A 580-nucleotide genomic window follows, 5' to 3' on the forward strand; every position below is an offset into this window, starting at 1 on the left:
AGCATGTCGTCGGGGCGTACGTTGCGGAACATGCCGTTGCGCTTGGCCACCGGGGTGCGCGTGGCGGCGACGATGTAGGCGTCCTGAATCTGTTTGCTCATGGTTCTCTCCAGTGTCTCGGGCTCAGTTGCGCAGCGGCTTGCCGGTTTCGAGCATGTGCGCGATGCGCTGCTGGGTCTGTTCGGTCTGCAGCAGCTCGACGAAGAGCGCGCGCTCGACATCGAGGATCCACTGCTCGGAGACTTCGGCGTTGGTGTCCACCTCGCCACCGCACAGCGCCGTGGCCGCGGCGCGCGCCACCTTGTAGTCGTGCGCCGAGATGAAGCCGCCCTCGGCCATGTTCACCAGCATCATCTCGCAGGTGGCGATGCCGTTTCGGCCGGCCACCTTGACCGCGTTGTCGACCAGCGGCGCCCGCCAGCCGGCCTCGGCCATGGCGCGGGCCCGGCGGATCGCCGCGTAGAGCAGCTCGTGGGCGTTGAAGAGGATGTCGTCGGAGGCCTTGCCGAAGCCCATCTGCACCGCCTCGAGCGCGCTCTTGGCGACCTTGGCCATGGCGATGGTCTGGAAGCTCTCCTGG

The 580-nt window shown here is 67.4% G+C and carries 1 pseudogene; it reads right to left on the bottom strand.

The window, feature by feature from the left end:
- Positions 1-123: 123 nt before the first annotated feature.
- Positions 124-580: pseudogene (locus GQB03_RS22630) on the bottom strand (3-hydroxyacyl-CoA dehydrogenase); the annotation flags it as partial.

It is taken from the genome of Cognatazoarcus halotolerans, assembly GCF_009800965.1.
In the GTDB taxonomy this organism is placed as follows: Bacteria; Pseudomonadota; Gammaproteobacteria; order Burkholderiales; family Rhodocyclaceae; genus Cognatazoarcus; species Cognatazoarcus halotolerans.